The sequence below is a fragment of the Streptomyces sp. PKA51 genome, from assembly GCF_057552455.1.
Genome location: NZ_BAAJPZ010000024.1, coordinates 1 through 21,973, shown reverse-complemented (window position 1 = coordinate 21,973; position 21,973 = coordinate 1). Strand labels below are relative to the sequence as shown.

Annotated in this window: 20 protein-coding genes and 1 pseudogene; 8 read left to right on the top strand and 13 right to left on the bottom strand. The window is 72.7% G+C overall.

All coding sequences use genetic code 11. The features are described 5' to 3' along the window. Positions 1 to 16: 16 nt before the first annotated feature. Together AC27L3_RS26045 and AC27L3_RS26040 are read left to right on the top strand one after the other, a co-directional pair. Positions 17 to 1,276 carry a KR domain-containing protein gene (locus AC27L3_RS26045; RefSeq protein WP_487236497.1) on the top strand — a complete coding sequence of 420 codons (1,260 nt, stop codon included), beginning with the start codon at positions 17 to 19 and terminating at the stop codon, positions 1,274 to 1,276. 206 nt (positions 1,277 to 1,482) lie between these two features. Then, the gene (locus AC27L3_RS26040; protein WP_487236496.1) at positions 1,483 to 2,100 is read left to right on the top strand and encodes a DUF4352 domain-containing protein; all 618 of its coding nucleotides are present in this window, start codon (positions 1,483 to 1,485) and stop codon (positions 2,098 to 2,100) included. Here AC27L3_RS26040 and AC27L3_RS26035 read toward each other — a convergent pair. Genes AC27L3_RS26035 through AC27L3_RS26020 form a run of 4 tightly spaced genes read right to left on the bottom strand, consistent with a single transcriptional unit; the run spans position 2,090 to position 7,324 of the window. Then, positions 2,090 to 3,103 (bottom strand): methyltransferase, encoded by a 1,014-nt coding sequence (locus tag AC27L3_RS26035; protein WP_487236495.1) that lies wholly within the window; start codon positions 3,101 to 3,103, stop codon positions 2,090 to 2,092. The genes AC27L3_RS26040 and AC27L3_RS26035 overlap by 11 nt on opposite strands. A 24-nt stretch (positions 3,104 to 3,127) precedes the next feature. Beyond that, positions 3,128 to 5,218, bottom strand: coding sequence for a methyltransferase domain-containing protein (locus tag AC27L3_RS26030; protein WP_487236494.1), 2,091 nt, complete (start codon positions 5,216 to 5,218; stop codon positions 3,128 to 3,130). A gap of 55 nt (positions 5,219 to 5,273) precedes the next feature. Beyond that, positions 5,274 to 5,945, bottom strand: a complete 672-nt coding sequence (locus AC27L3_RS26025; RefSeq protein WP_487236493.1) for a DUF6073 family protein — start codon at positions 5,943 to 5,945, stop codon at positions 5,274 to 5,276. A 53-nt stretch (positions 5,946 to 5,998) separates the two neighbouring features. Then, on the bottom strand, positions 5,999 to 7,324 hold the full coding sequence (locus tag AC27L3_RS26020) for a HEAT repeat domain-containing protein (RefSeq protein WP_487236492.1): 1,326 nt from the start codon (positions 7,322 to 7,324) through the stop codon (positions 5,999 to 6,001). A gap of 318 nt (positions 7,325 to 7,642) precedes the next feature. On the opposite strand from AC27L3_RS26020, the gene AC27L3_RS26015 reads away from it, so the two are divergent. After that, complete coding sequence (locus tag AC27L3_RS26015; protein ID WP_487236491.1) at positions 7,643 to 8,137, top strand: hypothetical protein; 495 nt, start codon at positions 7,643 to 7,645, stop codon at positions 8,135 to 8,137. 110 nt (positions 8,138 to 8,247) lie between these two features. Here the strand turns inward: AC27L3_RS26015 and AC27L3_RS26010 are convergent, their stop codons facing one another. Continuing rightward, a complete protein-coding gene (locus AC27L3_RS26010; protein WP_487236490.1) occupies positions 8,248 to 8,967 on the bottom strand; it encodes a TetR/AcrR family transcriptional regulator in 720 nt (239 codons plus the stop codon). 92 nt (positions 8,968 to 9,059) lie between these two features. Between AC27L3_RS26010 and AC27L3_RS26005 the strand changes: the two genes are divergently transcribed. Further along, on the top strand, positions 9,060 to 10,733 hold the full coding sequence (locus AC27L3_RS26005; protein WP_487236489.1) for a CocE/NonD family hydrolase: 1,674 nt from the start codon (positions 9,060 to 9,062) through the stop codon (positions 10,731 to 10,733). A 99-nt stretch (positions 10,734 to 10,832) separates the two neighbouring features. On the opposite strand, the gene AC27L3_RS26000 is transcribed toward AC27L3_RS26005, so the two are convergent. Next, positions 10,833 to 11,234, bottom strand: a complete 402-nt coding sequence (locus AC27L3_RS26000) for a hypothetical protein (protein WP_487236488.1) — start codon at positions 11,232 to 11,234, stop codon at positions 10,833 to 10,835. 151 nt (positions 11,235 to 11,385) lie between these two features. Here AC27L3_RS26000 and AC27L3_RS25995 point away from each other — a divergent pair, with 151 nt between their 5' ends. Next, entirely contained in the window at positions 11,386 to 12,300 is a 915-nt protein-coding gene (locus AC27L3_RS25995) for a LysR family transcriptional regulator (protein ID WP_487236487.1), read from the top strand. Between the two features lie 65 nt (positions 12,301 to 12,365). Here the strand turns inward: AC27L3_RS25995 and AC27L3_RS25990 are convergent, their stop codons facing one another. Beyond that, positions 12,366 to 12,782, bottom strand: a complete 417-nt coding sequence (locus AC27L3_RS25990) for a TetR/AcrR family transcriptional regulator (protein WP_487236486.1) — start codon at positions 12,780 to 12,782, stop codon at positions 12,366 to 12,368. 160 nt (positions 12,783 to 12,942) lie between these two features. Between AC27L3_RS25990 and AC27L3_RS25985 the strand changes: the two genes are divergently transcribed. Continuing rightward, on the top strand, positions 12,943 to 13,512 hold the full coding sequence (locus AC27L3_RS25985) for a dihydrofolate reductase family protein (protein WP_487236485.1): 570 nt from the start codon (positions 12,943 to 12,945) through the stop codon (positions 13,510 to 13,512). Between the two features lie 15 nt (positions 13,513 to 13,527). On the opposite strand, the pseudogene AC27L3_RS25980 reads toward AC27L3_RS25985, so the two are convergent. The 3 genes and pseudogenes from AC27L3_RS25980 to AC27L3_RS25970 all read right to left on the bottom strand — a co-directional run. After that, a pseudogene (locus AC27L3_RS25980) lies at positions 13,528 to 14,050 on the bottom strand (transposase); the annotation flags it as partial. A 117-nt stretch (positions 14,051 to 14,167) separates the two neighbouring features. Continuing rightward, positions 14,168 to 14,674 (bottom strand): DUF6624 domain-containing protein, encoded by a 507-nt coding sequence (locus AC27L3_RS25975; protein WP_487236484.1) that lies wholly within the window; start codon positions 14,672 to 14,674, stop codon positions 14,168 to 14,170. Between the two features lie 897 nt (positions 14,675 to 15,571). Next, a complete protein-coding gene (locus tag AC27L3_RS25970; RefSeq protein ID WP_487236483.1) occupies positions 15,572 to 16,141 on the bottom strand; it encodes a DUF6415 family natural product biosynthesis protein in 570 nt (189 codons plus the stop codon). A gap of 245 nt (positions 16,142 to 16,386) precedes the next feature. On the opposite strand from AC27L3_RS25970, the gene AC27L3_RS25965 reads away from it, so the two are divergent. Together AC27L3_RS25965 and AC27L3_RS25960 are read left to right on the top strand one after the other, a co-directional pair. Continuing rightward, a complete protein-coding gene (locus tag AC27L3_RS25965) occupies positions 16,387 to 17,256 on the top strand; it encodes a helix-turn-helix domain-containing protein (protein WP_487236482.1) in 870 nt (289 codons plus the stop codon). Next, a complete protein-coding gene (locus tag AC27L3_RS25960; RefSeq protein ID WP_487236481.1) occupies positions 17,246 to 17,539 on the top strand; it encodes a DUF397 domain-containing protein in 294 nt (97 codons plus the stop codon). Before AC27L3_RS25965 ends, AC27L3_RS25960 begins: the two co-directional genes overlap by 11 nt. On the opposite strand, the gene AC27L3_RS25955 is transcribed toward AC27L3_RS25960, so the two are convergent. The 3 genes from AC27L3_RS25955 to AC27L3_RS25945 are packed head-to-tail and all read right to left on the bottom strand — an operon-like array spanning position 17,457 to position 21,783. Beyond that, on the bottom strand, positions 17,457 to 18,359 hold the full coding sequence (locus AC27L3_RS25955; protein ID WP_487236480.1) for a hypothetical protein: 903 nt from the start codon (positions 18,357 to 18,359) through the stop codon (positions 17,457 to 17,459). The genes AC27L3_RS25960 and AC27L3_RS25955 overlap by 83 nt on opposite strands. A 14-nt stretch (positions 18,360 to 18,373) precedes the next feature. Further along, the gene (locus tag AC27L3_RS25950; RefSeq protein ID WP_487236479.1) at positions 18,374 to 18,805 is read right to left on the bottom strand and encodes an acyl-CoA thioesterase; all 432 of its coding nucleotides are present in this window, start codon (positions 18,803 to 18,805) and stop codon (positions 18,374 to 18,376) included. After that, the gene (locus AC27L3_RS25945; RefSeq protein ID WP_487236478.1) at positions 18,802 to 21,783 is read right to left on the bottom strand and encodes an SDR family NAD(P)-dependent oxidoreductase; all 2,982 of its coding nucleotides are present in this window, start codon (positions 21,781 to 21,783) and stop codon (positions 18,802 to 18,804) included. The genes AC27L3_RS25950 and AC27L3_RS25945 overlap by 4 nt, the downstream gene beginning before the upstream one ends. Between the last annotated feature and the right edge of the window lie 190 nt (positions 21,784 to 21,973).

Below are 21,973 nucleotides of genomic sequence, written 5' to 3'. Positions count from 1 at the left end.
ACCTCCTGGAGCCCCCATGGACGGCCCCGCAGCAGTACGAGGAGTACGAGCGTTCCGTACGGCTCCGCAAGCGCTGCCCGACGAGGGCACCGCCCCGGTCGCCGCCCCCTTCCGCTGGTCCGTGCTGCACGGCACGGCCGCGCCCGACCGCCTCGTCGCCGCCCTGCAGCACGCCTCCCGGCCCGACGGCGAGAGGGCCGTCGCCGTCGTGCTCGGCGCCGAGCACCGGCCGCGGGACAACGCCCTGCTGCTGGAGGGCGTCGCCCGGGCCGCCGCCACCCCCGGCCGCCGTCTGGTGCTGGTGCACCGGGGTGCGGGCGGCGCGAGCCTGCTGCGGGCGGCGGCGCTGGAGGCGCCGGGCCTGAAGGTCATCGCGCTGGAGCAGTCCGGTCCGCTCACCGCCGAGCGCGTCGCCCGCCTGGTGCGGGCGGCCGGCGACGGGGCCGAGGTGCGCGTCGCCCAGGACGGTGCGGCCACCCGTACCGTCTGGCGGCCGGCCGCCCTGCCGGCGGCCGCGCCCGCCCCGGCCGGCGGCACCGTGCTGGTCACCGGCGGCCTGGGCGGGCTGGGGCTGCGGGCGGCGGGCGTGCTCGCGGCCCGCGCCGGGTGGCGGCCGGTGCTGCTGGACGTGACCGCACCCGGGCAACTGGACCCCGTCTCCGCCCGCCTGCTGGCCCGCCTGCGGGCCGCCGTGCCCCGTACCCGCGTGCTCACCGCGGACGTCACCGACCCCAAGGCCGTGGCGGCCGCCCTGTGGCGGCTCGCCGCGCCCGTGCACGCGGTGGTGCACTGCGCGGGCCTGGTGGACGGCGGCCCGGTGGCCGGCGCCCACCCCGCGGACCTGGCCCGGCTGCAGGCGGCCAAGGCCGGCGGCCTGCACGCTGTCCTGGACGCCCTCGACGTCACCGCGCTGCGGCAGGTGGTCGTCTTCGGCTCGATCACCGCCCGTGTGCCGCACCGGCAGATGGGCGGCTACGGGCTCGCCAACGAGCTGCTGCGCCGGCAGGCCCTGCGCCGCGCGGCCGTGCTGCCGCACTGCGCGACCGTCGTCGCGGAGTGGTCGGTGTGGAGCGGGGCGGGGCAGGCCCACACGATGCGGGCCGTCCCGCAGGCGCGGCGCATGGGCATGGCACCGGTGCCGCTGGGGCCGGGCATGGCCGCCCTGTTGCGCCTGATGGCCTGGCCGCCGGGACCGGGCCGGGGCGTCTCGCTGGTGCTGACCGGTGAGGGGGACCACACCTTTCCGCCGGAGGCTGACCGGTCGACGGCTGTCTGATCGGCGGCCTACTGATCGACGGCTGGCCGATCGGCGGCCGGCTGATCGACAGCCGACTGATCCGCGGCTGATTGATCGGAATGCGCCATGGTTTGATCACCGCCCTGTCACAGAACGTCCCGGACGGGCTTCCGTGGGCGGATCACGGGTCGGCGCGCGGTAAGAATGTGCACGTCAATCCAAAGATCAACCACGGGGGATCCACCATGCGCCGCAAGCTCGGCACCGCCCTGATCGTCGGCACGCTCGCGTTCGCCGCCACGGCCTGCAACGACAACGCCGACCCGGCCGACCCGGCCACCGCGCCGTCCGGCGCCGCCTCGAGCGCCGCACCCGGCAAGGAGACGCCCGGCAAGGAGGCCCCGGGCAAGGACACGCCGGGCGGCGATGCGACGGCCCCCCAGGGCACGCCGACCTCCGGCTCCACCGTCCCGGTCAAGAACAAGGCCGGCGTGGAGATCGCCGTCACGCTGAAGAACTGGGTCGACCCGGCCCAGAGCAACAACAAGTTCATGAAGCCCGCCGCGGGCAAGCACTGGGTCGCCGCCCAGCTGGAGATCGTGAACAAGGGCAAGGCCGTCTACGACGACAGCCCCGCCAACGGCGTCAAGGTCCTGGACGCCCAGGGCCAGGGCTTCACCCACTCCATCGGCGAGACCACCGCGGGCCCCAACATGCCCGCCTCGGTCAAGCTCGCCCCCGGCGAGAAGGCCCTGGGCTACGTCGTGGTGTCCGTCCCGGACGGCACCAAGCCGCAGAGCGTCCAGTTCACCCCGGACTCCGGCTTCGCCAAGGAGACCGCGAAGTGGGTCCTCACCAAGTGACCCGCGGGGAGTGGGTCAGCAGGCTCACTCCCGCTTTCGTCGGCGTCACCTCCGTCAGCTCCAGGCCGGCCGGTGACGCCACCGCGCGGAAGTCGTCGAGGGTGCGTTCGCGGCCGCCGTAGACGAGGAGCAGGAGCAGGTCGAGCTCCAGCAGGCCGGCGTCGGCGGTGGCGTCGCGGACGTGTTCGGCGACCAGGACGCGACCGCCGGGCGGCAGGGCCTCCCGGCAGCGGCGCAACAGCGCCGTGGCGTGTTCGTCCGGCCAGTCGTGCAGGACGTTCGCCAGCAGGATCACGTCCGCGCCGGGCGGCAGGGGGGCGAAGAAGCTGCCCTCCGCGAAGGTGCAGCGGCGGCCTCCCGCCGTGTCGCCCCACGCGGCGCGGGCCGCCGCCACCGCCGTGGCACGGTCCAGGAGCGTGCCGCGCAAGTGGGGGTGGCTGCGCAGGAGTTCGGCCAGGATCGCGCCCGTGCCGCCGCCCGCGTCCAGGACGTGGCGTACGGTCCGCCAGTCGTACGCCGCCGCCAGGGCCGGGGCCAGGGTCGCCGCCCGGTGGCGCATGGCCTCGTCGAACGAGGCCGCCAGCGCCGGGTCGGCGGCGAGGTCGTCCCACACCCCGCGCCCGTACGCCCGCTCGTGGACCGGGGATCCCGTGCGCAGGGCCTCCACCATGTGGACGCAGGCCCGGTCGCCGCGGCCGATGGCGCCGTCGAGGTCGAGCCAGGGGCGCAGGCTCATGGGGTGGCCCGATTCCAGCAGCCGGGACAGGCCGGTGGGAGCGAAGAGCCCGGGCTCGGGCTCGTGGAAGACGCCGTGCGCCGCCAGCAGGCGCAGCGCGCGGTGCAGGGCGTCCGGTGCGGTGCCGGTGCGGGCGGCCAGTTCACCGACGCCGACGGGCCCGCCGGCCAGCAGGTCGGGCACCCCCAGGGTGACCACGGCCCGCAGGGCCCACGGCGTCATGGTGTCCTTCAGGGCCAGCAGACGCTCGAAAGGGTTCTCGTTCATCGGGGCATCACGGCCATCGGGTCATCACGGCCGCAGGGCGTACAGGGCGGTGAACGGGCTGCCCGTGGGCACCTCTTCCACCCGGCCGAAGCCCGCCTCCCCCGCCAGGCGGTGGATCTCCGACGGCGGCAGCCCGAGCGTGCCGTGGCCGGGCGCGCCGTCGGCGAGGGCGGTGGGCAGGCAGTACAGGGTGCTGGTGGCGTACAGGACGGTGGCCTGCGGGCCGGCGTTGTCGGCGGGGTCGTCGGCCGCGGGGGCCTCCAGAACGAGCAGCACCCCGTCCGGCTCCAGCGCGGAGCGCACGGCGCGCAGGAGGTCCTCGGGCGCGGCGGCGTCGTGCAGGACGTCGAACATGGTCACCAGATGCAGCGGCCCGGCGTCCGCCAGGGCCGAGGCCGCGTCGGCGGCCGCGACACTCACGCGGTCCGCGAGGCCCGCCTCGCGCACCGCCTCCCGCGCCCGGCGCACGTTCGGCTCGTGCAGGTCGTAGCCGGTCAGACGGCAGGCGGGGAAGCAGCGGGCCAGCCGGATCAGGGCCAGGCCGCCACCACAGCCGATGTCGGCCACGGCACCGCCCTGTTCGAGGGCGGGCACCAGGCCGGGCACGGCCGGTATCCACTGCTCGGTGAGCTGCTGCTCCAGCCAGGTCGCGCTCATGCGCTCCATCGCCGTGAACAGCTGCTCGGAGTACGCCGTACGCTCCAGCCCCTTGCCGGTGCGGAAGTCGGTGGCGACGTCCTCGACGGCGGCGGCCAGCGGCGGGATGAGCGCGAAGCCGGGCGCGAGGTGCAGGGGGGAGTCCTCGAAGGCGAGGACGGCGGCGTGGGCGGGCGGCAGCGCGTACCGGTCGTCGGCGCGGTCGTGTTCGAGGTAGCCGGCGCTGGTCAGGCCCCGCAGCCACTCCAGCAGGTGCCGCTGCGACAGGCCGGTGCGGTCGGCGAGTTCGGTGGCGGTGGCCGGTCCCGCGGTGCCGAGCGCGGCGAAGAGGCCGAGGCGTACGCCCAGGGCGCACAGCACGCCGGCCATGGCGGTGGCCAGGTCGTCCGTCACGCGGCCGAGGAATTGCGCCGCGGCCAAGGGGTCCTGGGCGCCGGCCGGCATGGCGGGCGCCGCCGCGCCCGTCGACCAGCCGTGGGGGCCGGCGGGCGGGCCCTGGGGCAGGAACAGCGCGCGGGCGCGGTCCGCGGCGGCCGTCCAGTAGCCGGTGAGGATGCGGCGTTCGGTGAGCGGGTCGGGGATGTCGAGGTTCTCCCAGCCGAAGTGGCACACCTGCAGCAGCGAGCTCTCCAGCCCGGCCGGTTCGATCCACAGCCGGCCGCCGAGCGCCGTGTCCCAGGCGGGGCGGCGCAGCTCGAACTCCAGGTACGGCAGGTACGAGGGGAACTCCTGGGCCGCCTCCACGGCTCGGGTGACGTGCATCCGTACGGTGCCACTGGCGTCGCCCATGACGAGCACGAGGTCCTCGCCGGCGGCGAGCGTGCCGGTCGTGCGCTGCAACCAGTGCTGGACGCCGGCCGGCGAGGTGAGCTCCTGCCAGGCCCGGTAGGCGGGGACGGGCAGGGGGATCTGCAGGTAGGGGCCCACCCGGCGCCAGGGCCAGCGCCAGGTGGTGCCGGTGCGCAGGTGGGCGGCGAGCTGGTCGAGGATGCCGGGCCAGCCCATGCCGTTCCAGGAGCGCCAGTCCGAGGGCGGGTTGTCGGCCTCCTCGACGACGGTGACGACCGACCCCGCCGGGTCGGCCGTCACCGTCCAGGTGACGGCGGTGGCCGGGCCCACGCCGACCCACCGCCACAGCAGGCGCAGCGTGCCGGGCCGCTGCGCCCGCGGGGCGGTGGCGGCGAGGGTGCGGCACCAGAAGAACTCGCCGTCCTCGAAGTCCAGCATCGACTCCCGCCCGGCGACCGCCCACGGGCCCCGGCAGACCGCCAGCCAGTGCGCCACCCGGTCCGGGTCGGTGAGGGCGGTCCACACCGCCTCCGGCGGCTCGGGCACGGTGACAGTGCTGACGAGACGTTCGAACCGGTCCTGGGCGACGGGCCGGGCGCTGCCGCCCAGGGGCGGGAACGCGGCGGACTCGCGGGCGAGGCCGCGCGGACGGAAGTCGTCGGACGACATGAGCACCTTCCTTCACGGAAACGGTGGTGGTCGTGCGCCTACTCGCCGTACTCCTCTACTTGCCGTACTCCTTGCGCTCCTCGCCGAAGCGCTCCCAGGGCAGGTAGCCACCCATGGTGAAGCGCAGGCTGGTGACGTAGGCGACGGGCGCATCGTCCATGCGCCGCACGTCGTGCAGCGGCAGCATCCGGTAGATCTGCCCCTTGCCGGGGGAGCCGGCCGGCGGGATCTGCCGGACGTCGTCGATCGTCAGGATGATCGGTTCCTTGTTGGCCAGCTGCAGGCCCAGCTTGGGCATGTCGAAGGTGGCGCCGACGGCCATGCGGCACGCCTTGGCGGCCGGGCCCTCGCCGGCGTACGGGTCGAAGGGCGTGCGGATCTGGCCGGTGGACAGGCAGTCGGGGTTGAGGGTGACGGTGATGTGGCCGAGTTCTTCGCAGGAGCCCTCCATCTTCATCTCGATGAGGTTGGTGTAGACCTCGGCCTTGGACCACTCCTCGGAGGTGGGCCGGGAGCGCACCACGCGCACGTACCCGTCGAAGGGCACGGTGTACTCGCCGACACCGGGTACGGCGAAGGTGTCCACGGAGGTGATGCCGAGGTTGTCGATGCCCGGGTCGGGCGGGGTCCAGGGCACGACCTTCGTGCCCGAGTAGAGGTTGCGCACACCGTCGGTGGTGACCGGGCGGCCATAGACCACGGACGGCCGCTGCGTAGGAGCGGACATCTCTCCCCTTTCAGGGCTGTGGGTTACCGGGTGCTGCGGCGCGGCGCGCCGCCTCACGGCAGCTGCTGCCGGGCCGTCCAGTCGCAGCAGGTCAGGCCGGGCTCGTCGGCGATGCCGTCCTGGTCGGAGTCGATCTCGCCGTCGACGGTGGAGTAGACGGGACGGGAGTTGAGGTCGATGACGCCGTCGCCGTCCCAGTCGTTGAGCTTGCCCTTGAACGTGCCGAGGATGAAGGCGTTGGTCATCGGGCCCACCTCGGGGTCGTGCAGGGTGGACAGCACGCCGTTGCCCGGAGTGAGGACCTCCTCCAGCGGCTTGCCCGCGATCCGGGCGAGGTTCAGGTGACCCCAGCCCTGGAAGCGGCCGCGCACGTACCGGATGGCGTACTCGTCGTGGATCGTGAAGCGCGGCTCCAGGTGCCAGGTGCCGTAGCGCGCGAAGCCGATCTGGGCCTGGCGCACGCCCTGCGAGGGGTCGTCGGCGCGGCCGGACTTGAAGAACGGCCGGGGCACCAGCGACTCGAAGAAGAAGTTGCCCCGGTCACGGCGCGTGCGGTCGGTGAAACCGCGGAAGAGGTAGTTGTCCACGTGCGGGGAGCCGTCGGCGTGCAGGCCCTCGATCGTCTTGGCGATCACCAGCTGCTTCTCGCGGGTGGCGACGTTGGGGCAGGCGTGCGCCTGACCGTAGACGCGGGCCAGGCCCTGCGGGGCGAGGGAGAACTTGCCCCAGTGCTGGTTGGAGTCGTCCAGCCGCACGTACAGGTCGCAGTGGATGAGCAGGAAGATCGTCTCGTCGAAGGTACGGCCGGGTGTCGACTTCCCCTCGCGCCCGTCGAAGGCCGGATCGCCGGTCTGCAGCTCGCTGATGAACAGCCGCGACCACTCGGCGATCTCGGGATCCGGGTCCTTCAGGAACGTCTGCAGCGTCGCCACGGCCCGCGCCCCGCCCAGCTTCTCCACGGCCCACAGCGCGTCCCAGCGCACCTGGCGGTCGGTGTCGTCGCGGATGGCCTGGGCCAGCAGCTCGATGGCGTCGGCGTGGTCCCGGTCGGCGTACTCGTACAGCGCCTGTTCGCGCATCGCCGGGTCGGGGTGCTTCAGGGCCTGCTCGCGCAGCTCGTCGTTGGAACGGTTGTCGAGCCGGATGGCCACGCGGTCCAGCGCGTACCCGAAGTCGCTGGCCCAGGCGGCCGGGTCGCCGGCGACGAAGCGCGGGTCGACGTTGCTGAGGGTGGTGCGGTAGGCGAAGTTGAGCGCGTCACGCTGCTCGGACCCGAGGTCCTCCAGCAGCACCGGGTCCTCGGGCCCGGCCGCGGCCCACGCCCCCGGGTCGCCCTCGGCCAGGGAGGCCGGGGACTTGTTGCACAAGTCGATAGCCATGAGTGAGCTTCCTTCCGGTAGAGGGAGAACTCGCTATCGGTAAGTTATGCGACCCGGGTGCGGTTGCCTTCTTTCAAGTTGGGCTGTTGGCGGTGGCCCCTCCGGGGCCTCGGCGGACTCACGACAGCAGGCGAACACCACCCGCACAACCAGACAAACGCCGGCTCTTCAGCACAGGCTAGTCATTTCCTGCAACACGTGCGAGATGGCCTTTTTTCGCCTCCAATCCCTGGGATTCCGCAGATAGGTTCCCTTCCGCACCGCAAACGCGTTGCCGGACATCCGGGGCGCTCATCACGCCTGAAGGGGGTTTCAGAGGTGGATGTGACCACGTATCTCACCGACGAACTGCGTCCAGTCGCCGAATGGGTCGGCGAGGACGTGTCCGATCTCGTGAAGAAGTACGAGGCGGCCGTCGCGGAGCTGCCCGAGCCTCAGTTCACGGAAATAGCGGCAGCCGAGTCCGCGACCCGGACCGGGGCCGACATCAGCAAGCAGTTCAACATCACCATCGTCCCGGGCGTCCTCTCCCTGAGGATTTCGGTGGACGCGCAGCTCGGTTCCGATTGGCACGCGAAGCTGGACGTCACGCCCACGGTCTTCGGTCACGGTCTGGCGAGTTCGCACTTCGAGCTCTCGCGACTCCACAGCAGCATCACGATCCACCCGTCCATCTCGGTGGCCGGCGCCGACCTGACCCTCGGTCTCTACGGACCGAAGCTCTGCTTCGGGGTGACGGGTGACGTCTGGTACTGGGCCCTGAAGAAGCACAAGAAGCACATCGATGCGTCGAACCTCTTCTGCCTCGGCTGAGTTCCTCCGGGCACGCGAAGACAGGTGAAGCAGTCGAGTGATCCGCCCTGCCGGTGGCATTCGCAGGGCGGATTGCTCATTTCCCGCGTCATTTCGCCGCGACTGCCCCGTCAGCCGCTGTCGAGGCCGTCGATCAGGCGGTCGAGGAACCGGGCGAAGGTGGCTTCGGGGGTGAGGGAACGCCCGGGGGCGGAAAGGGCTTCGGCGAGTTCCGGGTGGCGGCCGTCCGCGGCGACAGCGGCGAGGTAGCGGGCTTCGGCCGCGGCCCGGTCGGGGCACTGCGCGGCTGCGGCCTGCGCGATCTCATGGGCGAGATGCCCGGCCACGAATCCCGTGAGCTGGGCGAAGATCTCCAGCTTCGCCGCACCGTTCAGCCCCGTGGGCCGCAGGGCGACCAGCACGCGTTCCAGGAAGGCCAGGGTGTTGGGTCCGGGGATGCGGCGGGTGGCCAGGGCGGCGGGCAGCCAGGGGTGGCGCAGCATGAGGCCGCGCTGGAGGTGGGCGATGGCCTTCAGGTCGGCACGCCAGTCGCCGGTGAGCGCGGGTGCGGTGGTCGGCAGTTCGCCGCTGACGTGGTCGACCATCAGGTGCAGCAACGTCTCCTTGTCGGGGGCGTAGCTGTAGAGCGACATGACACCGGCTCCGACCCGTGCGGCCACCGCACGCATGGTGACCGCTTCGAGGCCCTCGGCGTCCGCGAGGGCGACGGCGGCGGCGGTGATCGTCTCCCGGCTGTAGGCGGGCTTGCGGCCCCTGCGGGGCCGGTCGGGGCTCAGCCAGAGCTGCCGGGGGTCGATGCCCGGGGTGCCGGCCCCTTCGTCGCGGGGCATGGTCCACGCTCCTTCCTTGATCCCGGTGGCCGTGACCCAGTCAAGCACCCTCTATTCTCGTACATCGTACGGAATACAGGAGGGGAACGACGATGTCACGCACGCACCGTTCTGCTGCCGGGAAACCGCCCCTGTCCTCACGGCTGATGAGGGCGGCGTGGCGCCGCCTCCCGGCCGGAGCGCACAAGGTCGGGTGGGAGCCGGGGCTGGTGGTACCGGCCGCCGACGGCAGCCCGCTGATCACGGACCACTACTTCCCCCGCACCGAAGGGGACTTCCCCACCCTCCTGGTGCGCTCGCCCTACGGCAGGGGCCTGCCGTGGTCCCCCATGTACGGCCTGCTCTTCGCCGAACAGGGCTTTCACGTGATCCTGCAGAGCTGCCGCGGCACCGGCGGCTCGGGCGGCGCGTTCGACCTGTGGCGCAACGAGGCCGCCGACGGCCGGGCCACGGTGTCCTGGCTGCGCGAGCAGCCCTGGTTCAACGGAACACTCGGGACCGTCGGCCCCAGCTACCTCGGCTACGTGCAGTGGGCCCTCGCCACGGACCCGCCGCCGGAACTGAAGGCCATGGTCGTACAGGTGGGCCTGCACGATCCCCACGCCCTGTTCCACGCGCACGGTGCGCTGCACCTGGAGACCGCCCTCGCCGTCGGCGTGGGCATGACCTACCAGCACCAGGGCACGGCACCGTTCCTCAGGGCGACCCTGCGCCTGCACCGCCGCCTGCGCGAGGTCACCACCGCGCAGCCACTGCGGGGTGCGCACGCGTCGGCCTTCCGCAGCGAGGTGCCCTGGCTGGACGACGTGATGACACACCCGGACGCCGACGACGCCTACTGGCACGGCGCATCGCTCGCCGAGGCCGCGGAACGGCTCGCCGTGCCCACGAGCCTGATCACCGGATGGCACGACGCGCTGGCCGACCAGACCCTGGAGCAGTACGCCCGGTTGCGCCGGGCCGGATGCGAGACCGCCCTGCTCGTCGGCCCCTGGACCCACACCTCCGCCCTGCAACAGGGCTGGCCCGAGGTCTTCGCCGAGAGCCTCGCCTGGCTGCGCGCCCACCTGCACGCCGACCCCTCCGGCCTCCGCCCCACCAGGGTGCGCGTCCACGTCGGCGGCGAGAACGCCTGGCAGAACCTCGACGACTGGCCGCCGGCCGTCACCCCCTGCCCGTGGTTCCCCCTCGCCCAGGGCCACCTCACCCAACAAGCCCCCACGGACTCCGCACCGTTGGCGTCCTTCCGCTACGACCCGGGCGACCCGACCCCCTCCCTGGGCGGCCCCCTGCTCTCCCGCACCGCCGGCCCTCGCGACAACGGCAGCCTGGAGTCCCGGGACGACGTCCTGACGTTCACCAGCGCCCCACTGACCGAGCCCGTCGACATCCTCGGGCCGGTCTCGGCACGGCTCGGCATCTCCACGGACACCGGTCACGCCGACGTCTTCACCCGCCTGTGCGACGTCGACGCACAAGGCCGCTCCGTCAACATCTGCGACGGGCTGGGCCGCGTGAATGCGGACGCGGAGAAACCGTCGCAGATCACCGTGCCGATGAGCTCGACCGCCCACCGATTTGCCGCCGGCCACCGCATACGCTGGCAGATCAGCGGAGGCGCCCACCCGCGCTACGCCCGCAACCCCGGCACCGGGGAGTCCCCCGTGGACGCCACCACCTTCGCACCGGTGCGCATCACGCTCCACACGGACTCGGCACTGATGCTGCCGACGCACGCCCGCGCCTCCGAGCCGGGGAACGGCTGACCGGCCGGACCACGGCGCCCCGCAGGACGAAGCTCCGCAGGACAGGCCCTGCCCCCGTCTCCGGGAGCAGGGCCTGCGGGGCGAGGCGTCAGCGGTGGGTCACCACCGGGTGATGCCCATGGTTTTCGCCGCGGCGTGGACGGCGTTGTAGTGCGGTATCGACATGCCCGACTTCTTTTGCTTCGCGGGGAGATGGCGGTCGGTGTTGCGGAACTCGTCCCGGGACGCGGCCAGCAGGCTGGTGCCGTAGCCGACGGGCACGTCGTCCTTGCCATGGATGGGGTGCGACTTGGCGGCCGTCTGGCTTCCGGCGTTCGCCAGGATGCTCCGCGCCTGGTTGTACGCGGCGGCCTTGATCGTCTTGGGGTTCGCCACCGCCGCGTGCACGCCGGCCACGGTGCCGGTGTGCCCGGTCACGGCAGCGGAGGCCGGTGCGACGGCCGCGGCGATGGTGCCCGCGGCCAGGACGGCGGCGAGCCCGGTCCGGACGATGAGTTTCATGAGTACCTCACTTGCTCGGGATTCCAACCGGTGTCCCCACCCTCGCCCCACCCCGCCCCCGCGGTCCAAGACCTGTTCCGGAACACGCGATGCGCCATGAGCATCACCACAGACCGGCGGCCCGTGCCCCGGCTCGGAATACAGTCGGAACATGCCTGAGACGTCCGACTCCTCCGTGGATCTGGATTTACGCCTGGTGCGCTACTTCACCGTCGTGGCCGAACAACGGCACTTCGGACGCGCCGCGGCCGTCCTGCACCTCGCACAGCCGTCCCTGAGCCGGCAGATCCGCCGCCTGGAAGAACAGCTGGGAGCCCGCCTGCTGGACCGCACCCCTCAAGGCACCCACCCCACCGAGGCCGGCGAAACCTTCCTGCGGCACGCGAGGACGCTCCTGCGCTCCGCGGCCCAGGCCGTGGCACAGACCCGCGAGACGGCCGAGCCCACCCGCGTCGCCATCGGCTACACCACCGGCCTCATCATTACCCCCGCCGTACGCGACCTGCGCCGCCGGCACCCGGAGGCCGAGGTGCACACGCACCACCTCGCATGGAACCAGCCGCGCGCGGCACTGCTGAAGCACCAGGTCGACGTCGTGGTGGCCAGGATGCCGTTCGCCACCGACGGCCTGCAGGTGACGGTCCTGTACGACGAGCCGCGGCTGCTCATGGTGCCCGTCGACCACCGGCTGGCCGGCAAGGAGTCCGTCGCCCTGGACGACATCGCCGAGGAACCCATGGTCTGCCTGCCCGACCCGATGTGGAACGCCTTCTGGCGCGTCGACCCGCGCCCGGACGGTCGCCGCGCACCGGAGGGCCCCGTGGTGGAATCCATCGAGGACAAACACGAAGTCATCGCGAGCGGCCAGGCCGTGGCCCTCGTACCGGCGGGTGCCATGACGACCAACCGCCGCCCGGACCTCGTCACGATCGCCGTGCGGGGCGTCGAGCCCGGCCAGGTCGTGCTCGCCAGCCGCGCCGGCGACCGCAGGAGCCTGGTCGCGGCCTTCCGCACGGCAGCCCTGACCCACCTCACCGGCCCGCCCCGGCCCCGGGACGCGCCCTAGGGCCTGTCTGACGGGTCGAGCGTGCCGAGGTGCCGCTCCTCGGTGGTGTCAGATGCCGCGCTCGATCATGTCGATGAGGTGCTGGCCGGCGTCGTGGGCCGGGGTGGGGTGGAGGCCCCGGAGGGGGCCGTCAATGAGCAGGACGGCGAGTCCGTGGACGGCGGACCAGGCGAGGAACTCGGCGCCGGGGCGGCGGACACCGGGTCCTCGGTGGGCAGCAGGGCGGCCTGCTCGGCCTCCATCGTGCGGGCGACCTGGGCCATGGCCGCCTGGGAGACGGCGTGCAGCAGGGCGTCGCGGTCGGCGAAGTGCCGGTAGGCGGCGTTGGGGACCACCCCGGCCTGCCTCGTGGCGGCGCGCAGCACGATGGCCTCCGCGCCGCCCTGGCGGGCGAGTTCGAGGGCGGCCTCGATCAGTGCGTTGCGGAGGTCACCGTGGCGGTAGGTATCCCGTTGAGGCTTTTCGTTCCCGGCTGTCGCCATGGCCGCTGCCTCCAATGTGGACAGCATCCACTTAGGTCGTCTAGGCTTCACGCATGATCACTCGGGGGTGCGGATCGCCGCACCCTTCGAATGTGGACATCGTACACAAGGGCGGCCGACGGCCGTCCGGATACCTGTAACCAAGGGGGACCCGGTACTCATGGGCAAGATCACGCACTTCGTGCACCAGTCGCTGGACGGCTTCATCGAAGGCCCCAACGGGGAGTTCGACTGGCCCCGCATGGACGGTGAACTGTCCGCCTACTCGCAGGCCCTCACCGACAGCGCCGACATCTTCCTGTACGGCCGGGTGGTGTGGGACATGATGTCCGGCTTCTGGCCCCGCGCCGAGGAGTACTCCACCCACGAGCACGACCTCGCGTTCGCGCCCGTGTGGCGCAAGGCGTCCAAGGTCGTCGTCTCCTCGACGCTGACCGAGGCGGACTGGAACACACGCGTCATCAACACCGACGTCATCGAGCAGCTCACCGCCCTCAAGGACAGCGGCGCCCACCTGCTGCTGTTCGGCGGCTCCACGCTGGCCGGCTTCCTCACCGAGCACCAGCTGATCGACGAGTACCAGATCTTCGTCCACCCCGTCGTGCTCGGCGGCGGCAAGCCCGTCTTCACCACCCCGCAGCAGCGCATCGACCTCACCCTGACCGAGTCCCGGACCTTCGACTCCCAGGTGGTCCTGCTGCGCCACGAGCGCACCGCCCGGACCTCCTGACCTCGCCCGGAGCCAGAGCCAGAGCCGGAGCGCGGCGATGGTGACGGTGCCGTGAAAGACGCACGCCCGCTTCTCGTACCGGGTCGCCACGGCCCGGAACCCCTTGAGCGCCAAGATCGTTCGCTCCACTTCGTTCCTGCGCCGGTGGGTTGGCCGGTCAAACCCGCAGGGCCGGCCGCCCGCACTGCCGCGGCGCTGGCGGTTGGCCCGCTGGTTCTTCGGCTCGGGGATGGTGTGCTTGATCTGCTGCCGGCGCAGGTAGCGGCGGTTGCGCCGTGAGCCGCAGGCCCGGTCCGCGCACAAGCGGTCCGGCCGCGTACGCGCACGGTGCCGTCCGCCGGCGATGGCGGGGGTGGACCGTCTGCCATTTCCCGAACCGAGTCGGCAGATCCCGCCACGGGATACCGGTCCGCAGACGGAACAGAATCCCGTCGATCACACGACGGTGACACTGCCACCGCCCACCCCGGCCCACGTTCTTGGGCAGGTGCGGCTCCGGCCGAACCCACTCATCGTCTCTCCGATCGCCCCGCCCCACATTGACCAGAACGACTTGTCCTCCCGACCGTCACCGACCCGTCAGGCAGGCTCCAGGCCGTCCGGCGGCTCACTCCCCGCGGCGAGTGAGCCCGCCGGACACGGCTGGGGACGGGCGTCAGGCCATGGAGAACTTGGCGACGTACTCGTCGAACGGCTCGATGCCGACTTCCGCACGGAGTGCGTCCATGCGCTCGGGCTCTTCACAGGGCCACGGAACCGGTGCCCCGTCCTTCACACCGGCGATCTGAGTGCCGTAGATCTGTTTGCGGCCCTCGTTGACCAGCGTGCGGTCGCGCAGGAAGGCCAGCTCGCGGGCGCCGGCCGAGCCTGCCGACACCGCTTGCTCCATCAACTGCAGGGCCCGACGCTGAACGTCGAGCTGCCGGTCGGCATGCTGGGCGATCAGCCATGCCGCGCGTGCGGCCTCCTCGCCGACGAGTTCCGCCGTCGGCCAGCCGTATTCCTCCATGATCTCGCGGAGCCGGTCACCGTGCCGTGCGGTCAGTCGCCGCCAGGCCAATTGCTCCGCGGGCTCATCGCTGTTGGCGCAGACTGCGGACCGGTGATCGGCCGCAGCCATGTCCCTCAGTTCCCCTGCCAGCGCGGCAACGTCGTGCGCCACTTTCAACTCCCTGGTCGGATCCGGGTTTGTGTCCGCCGCAAGCCTAGGGGTGCAAATCCGACGTAAAGATCATTCCGGAGCACGGTGACAGACGCCTCCCCGCGTGGGGATAATGGATCTACCCCCGAAGCCGGAGCCGCCTTGTCGCATCCGGTGGGCCGTCCCAGCTCACCCCCTTTCCCCTCCTCCCAGCGGCTGCGGCATCGATGCTTTCGGGGGCACCCCGACGGCAATCAGCCACACGGGTCAGCCGGACGCCCCGCCACGACGAACGTGACACGAGCGGAGCGTCTCCACCGGCGTCAGCCACATCGCGGCAGCAGCCAGCTCCCCCTCAGCCACGGACGGACGGCGCGGTCTCCGTACGCTGCTGCAGTGGTGACGGCAGGAGAACGGCGACCGGCCTCCCACCGGCCCGCAGACCGGGAACCGACCCGCGCCCCCCACCCCTCCCCTCGTAGCCAGCCAACGTTCTGACCGCAGGCAGGACGCACGGGGCAGCGGACGACGCGCCTGTGCCAGCGTTCCAGCTCGTGCCTGGGCCTAGCGAGGCCGGTGCGTACGTGCCCTGTGCGTACGTGCCCTGTGCGGACGTGTGCGGCAGGGCGGGGGCGATGCGCCGCTGCGGGCTTCGTCCGTGGGCTGGTGCGGGTCAGAACTTTGGCTGGCTACGAGGGGAGGGGTGGGGGGCGCGCCTCGGTTCCCGGGCTGCGGGTGGGCTTGGAGCTGGTCGCCGTTCTCGTGCCGTCGCGGATGCGGGTGCGTGAGGAGATCGCGCCGTAGGTTCGTGGCTGAGGGGGAGCTGGCTGCTGCCGCGATGTGGCGCGCGCCGGTGGAGACGCTCCGCTCGTGTCACGTGTGGTGTGGCTGAGCGTCCGGCTGCGGGTCGTTCTTGGTTCAGCACAGTGCGGCGTGAGCCGCACTGCGGTGTGCGGCGAGCTGCGCGTTCGTGCGGCGAGCTGCCGACCAGTCGCGGTGGAGTTCCTGGGCCTGGCGGCGGCCGACCAGGGTCAGGCAGTGGGCGCAGGTCTCGGTCGGTCCCAGCACGATGACGTCCTGCCCGGCCGTGCCGGGCACGGTGACCGCAGGAACCTGCGTCATGGCGCGCTGGTGGTGGAGGAGTTCCTCTGCCACGCGGCCGAGGCTGCGGGCGAACGTGATCGCCGACGCGTAGCCGGCCCCGGCGCCCAGCCCCAGCCGGTACCGCGCCTCCCGTACGGCGGTCAGCGCCTCGGCGCGGACGGTGTCCCCTGCGGGGAGCCGCACGGCTGCTGCCTCGACCTCGGCGGCAGTTCTGTCGACGAACACGCGCAGGCGGGCCGTGACGGTGCGGACCCTCGCGGGGGCGGGCAGCCAGCGTTCATTGGCGACGGTTTCGTTAATCAGTTCGCTGATGGTTCGGATATTCGCGAGGTCGGTGCGGATTGCAGCACCGCCGGAGTGTCCGGTGAAGGGGAACGGGGGCATGCGTCGACTCCTTGCGGACGGCAGCAAGTCGGGGGGCTGACTCGACCACCGTCGCGCAGTCGTCAGTTGCGGTGCAACTTAATGGGCGGATGCTTTGAAACTGGCATATGCCTGCTCACGGCAAACGCCTTCGCGCAGACCATCAGCGGGTGGAAACTCGCCTAACAGGGGCGCGCCGAGGGCCAACAGGGCTGAACTGAGCGGGTACTGAGGCGCGCGGACGGGTACGGCAAGGAAGGGTCGGGATGGCAGCGCGACGTGGTCCCACGTTTCGGCGGAGGGAGCTCGGCAAGGAGCTCCGGCGCCTGCGGGAGAGGAAGGGATTCGGCACGAAGGAGGCAGCAGCTGCCATCGAATGCTCGGAATCGAAGCTCAGCAGGGTCGAGTCCGGTCACAACCAGCTGCCTCGCGTGCGCGACCTCGAAGACCTGCTCGACTTCTACGGGGTGACCGACATCGATGGCCGCGATCACCTGCTCAGTCTTCACCGGGACTCCCTCAGTGACGACTGGTACCGCCCGTACCAGAACTTCATGCCGTCGGGGCAGCCGCTGTACGTCGGGCTGGAGTCGGACGCCAAGGCCATGCGCGCCTGGCATTCCCAGGTGGTCTTCGGGCTGCTGCAGACAGAGAACTACGCTCGCGCGATGTTCATGGTGGCCAAGCCGGTCGACGAAAGGACGACCGAGTTCGTCGAAGAGAACGTGGCCTTCCGCATGAAGAGGAAGCACATCTTGGGCGGCGAGAATCCTGTCGAGATGCGGGTGATCCTGGACGAGAGTGCTCTGCGATGCATGATCGGAGGTCCTGACGTCATGCGCGAGCAGTATGAAGAGATCGAGCGAATGGCCTCGCTCGACCACGTGACGGTGCAGATCCTGCCGCAGAATCTGGCCACGTATCGCGCTTTCCACAACTTCGTCATCTTGGACTTCGATGGTGGCCTTGATCCTGTCGTCATGACGGAAGGGCCATCCGTCATGACCGTGTCGGACAAACGACGGGAAGTGTGGAAGCACGCCCGGAAGTTCGACGCAATGCGGGAAGGTGCTCTGGCTCCCGCCAAAACCCCCGATTTTCTTCACCGACTGGCAAGAGAGATCGATGAATACTGAATCTCGCCTCGCAGCTCCCAACGTTGACGAGCCCCTCTGGTTCAAGTCCTCGTACAGCATCGACGACGGCGGCGGCAGCTGTGTCTCCATAGCCGTCCTGCCGGAACGCATCGGCATACGCGACTCCAAGGCCCCCGACGGCCCCGCCGTCATCGTCCCCCGCGCCGCCTGGGTGGCTTTCGCCGCCTTCGTCGGCTCGCTCAGGCCGCATTCCACGGCATCGTCGGGAACCACCCGTAGTCGTAGCGGGCCGGGAGGCGGATGCCCCAGTAGACGACGGTGAACGTGCCGAACAGCAGGAGCGCCGTGCCGGAGAGCGCTGCCGCGCGGCCCGGGGCGGCGTGGAGGCGGCGGGGGATGCGGCCGTGGCCGGGCAGGGCGAGGAGGAGGAAGAGTACGGCCACGACCGCGACGTTGCCGAGGGCGATCAGGGCGAAGAGGAGGGCGCCGTACAGGGCGTTGTGCGTGTCGGCGGCGTAGGCGAAGGTCTTGCGGAAGAGGGGGTAGGGGCGGCCGATGACGAAGCCGCCGATGAGGGCGCCGATGAGGAGGAGTCGGGTGCGGTGGGTGAGGGGGTCGGGGGCCAGGCCGAGGGCGGAGAGGCCGAGCCAGATCATCGTCAGGCCGATGACGGTGAAGGCGATCAGGGCCTGGAGGGCGCGTGGCGGGATGCCGCCGTTGCCGGTGGACTGCGAGAGTTGCGGGATGTCCGGGCCGATGGCGGCGCAGATGCCGCCGTAGAGCGCGGCGACGGCGACCGCCGCGGCCGTGACCAGGCCGAGCGGCCGTAGTGCGGCCGCCAGGCGGCCGCTGCGGGTGTCGGCCGTGCCGGCCATGGGGGCGAGGGCGCCGAACGCGGCCACGTTGCAGGCCGTGAACGTGCCCGCGAGGCCCACGACGAAGGCGAAGAGGGCGCCGGCGCCGGTGCCGGGGATGTCGTCCTTGAGGGAGTCGCGGCCCAGGAGGCCGTCGGCCGTGTCCACGCCCAGGCCGTCGACGAGTTTGGCCGACCAGAGGACGGCGAGCAGGATGCCCGCGGCGAGGCCCACGAGGGCGCAGGCCGTGGTGCGCCGGTCGGTGGTGACGGGGAGGGTTCGGGCCATGGTTGTCCCCTCGGTCAGCGGCTGAAGGGTTCGAGGGCGGTGAGGAGTTCCTCCGGCAGGGGCTCGGGCTCCATGACGTCGCCGGTGCGGCGCATGCAGGCGACGGTCTGGTGGCCGCGGGCCACGAGCTCCGGCGGGGTGCCGGCACGTAGGTAGTCGAAGGCCATCTCGATGCGGTTGCCGGCGAGGTGGCGCAGGGAGAGGTGGAGGTCGATCTCGTCGAGGGCGCGGCACTCGCGCAGGTACTCCATGTCGCAGGAGACCGTCACGAGGGTGAGGCCGTGGGCGAAGGCGGCGACCGTGCCGGGGGCGTGGTCGGCCAGGAAGGCTTCGCGGCAGTGGCCCTGCCAGCGCACGTAGTGGGCGAAGTAGACGTTGCCGGCGAGGTTGGTCTCCTCGAACGGCACGCGGTGGCGGTGGACGTAGGTGCGCGGGGCGGGCGTCATGCGCGGCCCCCGGCGACCCGGATGCGGACGGACTGCGGTACGGGGAGGGGCGGCGCGGTGGCGATCGCCACGGCGACCGGGGAGGGCAGGCCGGTGACGCGGACGACGACGGTGGCCACGGTCAGGTCGCCGGCGCGCAGCAGGACCCAGCCGTCGGCGGTGACGCGTTCCACGCGCAGGGCGGCGTCCGGGCGGGCGCCGAGGGCGAGGAGGGTCTGGCGGCAGGTCAGCAGGCGGGCGTATCCGTGGCCGGGTCCGCCGCCTGTCGCCCGCTGCGCTTCGTCGGCGACGGCGGCCGCGCGGGGACCGAGCAGGGCGCGCCAGCGCTCGGGGGGTGCGCCGGGCACGGGGGCCCAGTCGACGGCCACGGGCCGGCCGGCGAGGGCGACGAGGGCGCGGTCGCCGAGGTGGGCGGCGCTGCGGAAGCCGTGCGCGGCGGACGGGCCGTCGGCCGCGGCACCGGCGGTGAGGTCGGCGCGGGCGTCGGGCAGCAGGTGGTCGAGGCTGCGGGTGAGGTACGGGCCGAGGAGTTCGGCGGGCCAGGGCGCACCGGCGGGCCGGGGCAGGGGGCCCACGTCCTTCAGCCGCAGGCCGTGCCAGGTCTCCAGGACGGTGCCGGTGGCGTCCTCGACGCGTACGTCGTAGCGGTGGCCGTCGGCGTCGTGCGCCGTCTCGTGGGCGTGCACCAGCACGGTGCCTTCCCGGGGTGCCGGGCCGTGGAACCGTACGGCGTCCACGGCCACCGGCAGCACGCGCCGGTGCGGCACGCAGCCCTGCAGCACGTGGACGTACGCGTCGCGCAGAGCAGCGTCGCCGAGGAGCAGCCGCGGACTGTGGAAGCCGCCGAACCACTCCCCCGCGCCGCCCGCCGCCACCTCGGCCACGCAGCTGCGGCCGCTGAGGTGCCGGTAGCGCACCAGGCGGTGGAAGCGGGGGCCGTGGAAGAACAGGTCGCCGTAGTGCGGTGAGCGGGCGGGGTCGGTACGGCCGGAGGGCGGCGCGGGGGCGGCGGGCTCGGCGGCCGTGCGAAAGGTGGCGCGGAAGTGGTCGGTCGCGAAACCGGTCTCGTCGCTGCGCACGACCGTGACGACGGTGCCGTCGTCGTGGCACAGGGCGGCGACGCGGACGGTGCGGGAGCCGTCCGGGGGGACGGTGACGGGCCGTTCGAAGGCGACGTCGGTGACGGTGCGGACGGTGTCGTGCCCCGTCCCCGTGACGGCGGCCGCCGCCTGGGCCATGGCCTCCAGGCCGACCACGGCCGGCAGCAGGGGTACGCCGTCGAGGGCGTGGTCGGCCAGGTACGGGTCGCTGCCCGGGCCCACACGGGCCTCGGCCACGACCTCCACGCCGGGCTGGTGGACGAGCGGCCGCTCCAGGAAGCGCAGCAGCGGCAGGGACTCGTCCGCGTACCGCAGGGTCGGGGTGCGCGGCAGGCGCCCGGCCACCATCACGGTCGTGGGCAGGTCGCCGGCGGCCAGGAGGGACAGCAGGACGCGGGTGCCGGCCGCGACCGGGATCGGCGCCACTCCCTGGCGGCGCAGCGCCTCCACGGCGCCCAGGCGGTGGGCCATGCCCGTGCCCTCCCACTGCGACCACTCCACGCTCAGGCAGCGGCAGTGCGGCAGGGCGGCCGCCAGTTCCTCGGTGCGGTGGCGCAGCCGGTCGTTGGCCAGGGCGTAGTGCGCCTCCCCCGGCAGGCCGATGCGGGCGATCACCGAACCGTACGTCACCAGCAGGCGCAGCCGCTGCGGGTCGACGGCGGCCAGGACGGCCTCCAGGCCGTCGCACTTGGGCGCGAGCGCGGCACGCAGGCGGGCGGGGGTGAGGTCCTCGATCCGGCCCGGGTCGTTGCGGCCCGCGCAGTGCAGGACGGCGGTGACGGGGCCGGTCCCGGCGAGGGTCCCGGCGACGGCACGGCGCACGGCGGCCGGGTCGGTCACGTCGGCGAGCGCGTAGCGCGCGGTGAGGCCCTCCGCGGCGAACCGGCGCAAGGTCGCGGCGACTTCCGCGTCCGCGGCCGGGTCGGAACGCCCCAGCAGGACGCACCGCACACCGGTCGCCCGGGCGAGGGCCAGCGCCGACTCGGCACCGATGCCCTTCGCCCCGCCGGTCACCAGGCACACGTCGGCGGGGCCCAGCGGTACGGCCGCCGCGTCGGGCGGGGGCAGGGGGTGGTGCGCGGTGACCGGTACGTGGCGTCGGCCCTCGTCGTCGTACACGACCTCCGCATAGCCGCGGATGCCGCGGGCCGCCTCCGCGGCGGCCAGGGCCGGACCGTCGGAATGCGGCGGCACGTCGACGACCAGGCAGTCGAGGCCGGGGCGTTCGGCGGCGAGGGAACGGGCCAGGGCGGGGCCGCAGCCGCGGTGATGGACGACGAGGAGAGGGGTGGTGATCGCGGCCGCCGCCTGGAGGGTGGCGAGCCAGGCGTCGGGGTCGCCGCGGCCCTCGTCGGGCGGGAGCGCCACCACGGTGGCGCGCGGGCCTTCGCCGCCCGTGGGGAACGCCTTGCGGACGGCCGGGGCGAGGGGGTGCTGCTCGGGGATGTCGTACGTCCAGTCGTAGGTGACCGGGGCCGCGGAGGGTGTGGCGGGGGATGCGGCGGCGGGGCGGGGTGCCAGGTGGTGGGTGTAGGCCCGCACCCACGGGCCGCCTGCACCGTCCGGGGCGCGGTCGTCGTCCTCCGCGGCGGCGGCTGGGGGCAGCGCCTCCAGGTACGCGGCCAGGCCGGCCACGGTGGCGCCGGCGAGAGCGCTGGTGTCGGTGGGGGCGGCGCGGCCGAGGGCCTGGGCGGCTTCGGTGGCGATCTGGGCGATGCGGAGGGAATTGATGTGGAGGTGGGTGAGGAGGAGGTCGTCGTCGTGGATGGTGTCCGGGGCGAGTTCGAGGGTGGTGGCGAGGAGGTGGCGGAGGGTGGTGCCTACGGGGGTGGGGGTGGGGGCGCCTGCGGCGGGCTGGCCCCGGTCCCGCCCTTTCACCGTTTCGGGGGGGGGGGGGGGGGGCGGCCCCCCCCCCCCCCCCCCCCCCCCCCCCCCCCCCCCCCCGCCGGGCGCGCGGGCCGGCAGGGGCGGGGGGGGGGGGGGGGTATTAATTTGGGTGGGTTCGGTGGGGTGGGGGGGGGGGCGCGCCTCGGTTCCCGGGCTGCGGGTGGGCTTGGAGCTGGTCGCC